Below are 5,000 nucleotides of genomic sequence, written 5' to 3'. Positions count from 1 at the left end.
CGGGATTTCGTCGATCTTCAGGGTGTTGGGGTTGAGGAAATATCCCATCACATCGGTTTCCTCAGCCGTCATCCAGTTCGACACCCGCTTATAGCCATCTGGAGCCGCCGCCTGCCCGTACTCGCCGGTCTCCATCCTGACCCCACCCTCGGGCAGACACTCGGCCAGCCACTGTTCCTGTGCGGCGGCAAAAGCCGGGCCATCCTCGGTAAAGCGGTTATCCTTTCCGCCCTCACCAAACAGATCTTCGGCCCAGACTACACCGCAGTCTTTGGCTATGGCGTCATCAAAGCGGGCATCTGCCGCCATATAACGAGCCTGTTTCAGGTAACGGGAAAGTTCGCGCCAGGGCACGGTGTCCTCTGGATCTTCGGCGTTCAGGCGATACTCGGCCGGATCAGCATCCTCCTCGACCATATCCTCAAACATTTCAGCCCATGCCGCACGCTGCTCTTCTACCGGAGCTGCGGCAATCACTTTCAGATCGTTGAAGTCCGGGCCACGGCCCATGTCGATGGCATGCAGGATCGGGTCATGCAGACCCGCCAGAAGTGAGAGGCGTTTCAGATAGGCAGGTGTGACCATCAATGCGCGGGCAAGCTGAGCGTCTGTATGCGATTTCTCGCGGCGGGCCTTATCGACAAAGCGCCATTGTTCACTTTGCGTCATTGCCTCGCGGATGATGTTTTCGGAACCGGCTGCCAGCCCATCCAGTTTTTCATCGGCGGATGTGACAATGACGTGCATTTCACGCATTTTCGCAAGAACGCAGGCGCGACGGCGGCGGTGCCCCGCCACGATCATCAACTGGCCGTCAGGCAGTTCGCGCACCAGCGGCGCCTGCAGCAGTCCCACCACCTTGATGTTATGGGCAAGGCGTCGGTCGGCCTCGACATTGGGGGCCGAGGTGCGGGGGTTTTCGGGATTGTCGAGAAGGGTTTTCGGATCGACGACGCGCAGTTCCATGGAGAGGCTCCTGATCATGGGGAAAACTGGCAGGCGATTGCGTCAGAGCTTATCTGCTCTTTTTACAATCTCCTGATGTTCTCCGCGCGGTCGCAGCTTGTGCGGGCGGGCAAGGCCGCGCCGTCAGGCGCGCACTGCCTGGCGCTTGCGCGCCCGCACAAGCTGTGGCAGCTCATTCTTGATTCGTTAACCTTTTTTGTTCCAAAATATTCGGTATATAGTTGAATTTGTGTGCCGCCCTTTCTCAATGACGATAATTACTGCTATTCTTGTAATTGCGGCTTTGGTCATAAAAGTATGGTAGAATGAAATCCGATAATCCCCCTAGGAAGCACCATTACATTCCACAATTCCTTCTGGAACAGTGGACTATAGGCGGGAAACTATATCGCTACACTCAACCGATCCCTGGGAAGATCAGCCGTTATTGTAAACCTGCAAAAGCCACAGGGTTTAAGGAGGGCTTATACAAAATACCAAAGCTACCAGACGAGTTAGCGCAAGAAGTCGAGATAAAGGTAATGAAGCCCATTGACGATCTTGCCGCTATTGCTCACAGAAAATTGCTCACCGAAGAAGGTTTCAATAAACTTACCAGTAATGATCGGGTAGCGTGGGTTACTTTTATCCTGGCACTAGATCTTCGGACACCAGATAGTTTTTCTGCCTATAAAACAGCCGTTACCGCGACATATGAGAGTGATCCAAAATGCTGCGAGGTTCAGGCTGAGTATGAAAAAACCAAACGACCAAAAGATCCCGACACTTATGCCGAATATCTAGCGATTAACCTCCCAGTAACATTGGAGCAAGAACCATTCTATGCTCTTACAAACGTCATTCAAAACAAGGAACTAGGCCAATACATCGTTAATATGCATTGGAATGTCCTTGAAATTTCTAACGGGTCTTTTCTTTTGTCAGATGAACCACTGTTGATGCCAAAAGGCATCAAGCTGTGGAATGGCTATATTGCTCTGCCTATCAGTCCGACAAAACTCTTTTTAGCGACAAACAATGCCGCAACATTTTTACAGATTAAAGGATTAGCTGGATCGTTGCTCCATAAGGTCAACATGCAGATCGTCGAGGGCGCTAAAGTGTTTGTGGCGGCTCGTGATACTGATCAGGAGGCGTTCATTCAGACCCATTTTGGGAAAAATCCGCGAAAATCTGTAATCCAACATGTAGCCGAACAGTTATCTGCAAAAGGAGCTAGCTAATAACGATGGTTTCTGCCGTTATGGCGGTCATATACGTAATAGATCAACCGCTACCCCGGCCCCGCACTTTCCCCAAACGCCCCAGTGGGCAAAACCCAGCGTGAAGTGACAATCGGCCCGTACCACTGGCGCTCCAGTGCGCGGGCCACCAGATACGGCCGTGCCAGCGCCGCCGCATAGACCACGCCCCTGTCGGCATACTGGTGTAGGCCACACTCACGTTTCATGGTGCACCCAAACGTCTGCTCCAGCGCGGCCAATGCTGTAAAACGCTCGGGCATAATGTGCCGCAGGGTTGCCGCCTGATTCACACTCATAAACACGCATAAGGCGCAGGAGAGCCGCCCGAAACCAAGCTGGTAAGGAAGGGCCGGGATCACGCCATAACGCTGCAGGATGGCCCAGATTTCCGTCTCGTTCCATGCGTGTACCGGCCTATAGTGATCGACAAGCCTGCATCTGCGCCGACTGTCGCGCGTGTCCGTGCGATGCGGGCCAAACACGGCGTAACGCGCACGGTTCGGACTTTCCTCGGCGCGCTCTCCAGTGACGAACAGCGTGCGGCTCCCCAGAAACCGATCCTGTGCGCGTAAGGCCATATCCGCCACATCGATCTTGGCGGTCGCACTGCAATAGCGCGTGCTGAGGCTGGCACTGACCTGCGGAAACCGCAGCCGGGTGCCGACAGGGCCTGCACCGCCACGCCGCACGAGCCCAGCGGGGGTCTCACACAGCACGGCGGCGGTGGGCACGCCATCACGCAGGATCTCGCCCTTCAGCCCCCCTTCGCGCCAGGACAGGTAACAGGGTATTTCGAAGTGGTTGGCCAAAGCGTGGACATAGGGCGTGGTGGAAGGCCAGTCCATGAAGGCCTCCCCCTGCCCGTCCACATCGTGGTGCCATAGCTCCATACGGTCCACCGGGGCACCGCAGTCCAGAAGATGCAGCAGGGTCGCAACACTGTCCTTGCCACCGCTACAGGCGACAATGATCCGGTCATAGCTGGTAACGTCGATCTGCTCCATGATGCAGCGCCTTTCAGGGATGTGGTTTCATGCTCGCTCCAGTATGCCGCCCGGCGTTGTGACGCCGGACGGCACAGCGGGATCAGGCCGCGTCCCTGAGGGGGCTGTCCGCCTCCATAGTCTGATCGGTCATGGGCATGTCATCATTGGCCGGTGCCTCCTCCTCATCCCCTGCCCCGCTGGTGGCCGCGAGATCGGCTTCGAGGTCTGCCAGCGCGTTGCGCTTCTCATCGAGCAGGGCCTGATCGCGGAACGGCGCACCAAGCCGGGCCTGATAGGCAGGCAGACGGCGGGTCGCCTCGTCACGGATTTTCTGGGTGTCGGCCAGCTCCGCATCAAGACGCAGCACAAGGTTCTCGATGCGGGCCACCAGCCCCAGAGGTTTCGTTTCCTGATCCACGGCGATGTCCACCGTGGCATGCGCGAAGGCGATGGATAGCCCTGCCTCCGTCACCACCTTGTCCTCGGTGAAACGCTGGCGGCTGACGGCATCCAACGTGATGGCAAAGCCGCCGATGCGGCCAAGCGTCCACCTTCCCTCCTGTGCGTTCCTGACGGCGAGACGGATCTGGGCCAGCAGGAACGCACCAGCCTTCTCACGCTCGGTGATCACACCGCGCTCGGTCTCGAAGCGGAAGGCGTCGCCCCGCGTGGTCACACGGGCCGCCAGATCAGCCTCGATCAACGGAACCCGTGCCTGCGCCCAGGCGATGTCACGCTCGGCCTGCTGGACGGCCCGCCGCACCGCGAACTGGTCGTCGTAATGCGCCGCATAGAGACGTTCGAGCCGCGCAAGCTCTGCTTCCAGACCGGCTTTCTGCATGAGCCGCATATCGCCCGAGGCCAGCGCCTTGGCCATGGCGAACTGGTTGCCATCGCTGTCCAGATCTTCCACGCGCCGGATGGAGCGATCGCCAGACATCGCCATGGCGATGAAACGCAGCTTGCGTTCGAGCAGCTGCCAGTTGGTGGCGTCCACCGAGCCTTCCTGCGCATAGGCATAAATCCGGATTTCGGGGTTCTGGTTGCCCTGCCGCTCGATGCGCCCTTCACGCTGGATGATGTCCGAGACCAGCCAGGGCACATCCAGATGGTGCAGGGCCAGAAGCCGCTGCTGGGCGTTGACCCCCGTGCCCATGGTCTGGGTGCTGCCAATCAGGATACGCTTGCGTCCGGCATTGAGGTCGCCGAACAGGCGCTGCTTGGCTTCGGCCTTCTTGTAGTCCTGCATGAAGGCGATCTGCTCGCGCGGCACGCCCATGCGCACCAGCTCGTCACGGATCCACAGATAGGCAGAGAAGCCCCGCTTGCCTTGCGCGCCCACGGTGCCCAGATCCGAGAAAATCATCTGCACCGCACCGGGCTGGGCGTAAGGCTGGCCGGTCTCGGGATTGGTGTATCGGTTCTGCGCACTCTCCTCCCAGATGGCGAAGACGTTGCGGATCATCAGATCAAGCTTGCTGTCTTCCCCCTCCCCTGCCCGGCCCCAGCCGACAAAGCGCAGATCAAGGGCGGCATGGCGGGCATCCCCCATGACGGAGAGCAGGATGTCATCGCCCTTCTGGGGTTTGCCCTTACGGTTCTCAATCGCGGTGATCCGCTCGGCCAGCGTCTTCTGATAGCCACGGAAGCGCGCATGGACCGGGGCCACAACAATCTGACGGTGACCACCCTTGACGGCGGGCAGGGTCACGTAGCGGCGCAGATCATCCTGCTGCACCACATCGGCGAAGTCACGATAGAGGGCCATAAGGTCCGCGACATTCACAAACTCGGTAAAGCGCGT

Annotated in this window: 3 protein-coding genes and 1 pseudogene; 1 reads left to right on the top strand and 3 read right to left on the bottom strand. The window is 58.3% G+C overall.

All coding sequences use genetic code 11. From position 1 onward, the window contains the following. Window positions 1–966 (bottom strand): ParB/RepB/Spo0J family partition protein (locus J2D75_RS14095; protein WP_207855416.1); only part of this gene is annotated, 966 nt, incomplete at its 3' end. A 305-nt stretch (window positions 967–1,271) separates the two neighbouring features. On the opposite strand from J2D75_RS14095, the gene J2D75_RS14090 reads away from it, so the two are divergent. Then, window positions 1,272–2,189: a DUF4238 domain-containing protein gene (locus J2D75_RS14090; RefSeq protein ID WP_207855415.1), complete on the top strand. Its 918-nt coding sequence runs from the start codon at window positions 1,272–1,274 to the stop codon at window positions 2,187–2,189. A 50-nt stretch (window positions 2,190–2,239) separates the two neighbouring features. On the opposite strand, the gene J2D75_RS14085 is transcribed toward J2D75_RS14090, so the two are convergent. Together J2D75_RS14085 and J2D75_RS14080 are read right to left on the bottom strand one after the other, a co-directional pair. Then, window positions 2,240–3,214, bottom strand: a complete 975-nt coding sequence (locus J2D75_RS14085) for a phosphoadenosine phosphosulfate reductase domain-containing protein (RefSeq protein WP_207855414.1) — start codon at window positions 3,212–3,214, stop codon at window positions 2,240–2,242. 82 nt (window positions 3,215–3,296) lie between these two features. Continuing rightward, window positions 3,297–5,000 (bottom strand): annotated as a pseudogene (locus J2D75_RS14080) (lactate dehydrogenase); the annotation flags it as partial.

This window comes from Acetobacter suratthaniensis, assembly GCF_017377745.1.
Lineage (GTDB): Bacteria > Pseudomonadota > Alphaproteobacteria > Acetobacterales > Acetobacteraceae > Acetobacter > Acetobacter suratthaniensis.
The sequence above is the reverse complement of the archived record's forward strand: the minus strand, read 5'-3'. Positions and strand labels throughout refer to the sequence as shown.

Bases quoted from the DNA above. Each gene is read 5' to 3' on its own strand.
- J2D75_RS14085 (WP_207855414.1), bottom strand. From the start codon at position 3,214: ATGGAGCAGATCGACGTTACCAGCTATGACCGGATCATTGTCGCCTGT.
- J2D75_RS14090 (WP_207855415.1), top strand. From the start codon at position 1,272: ATGAAATCCGATAATCCCCCTAGGAAGCACCATTACATTCCACAATTC.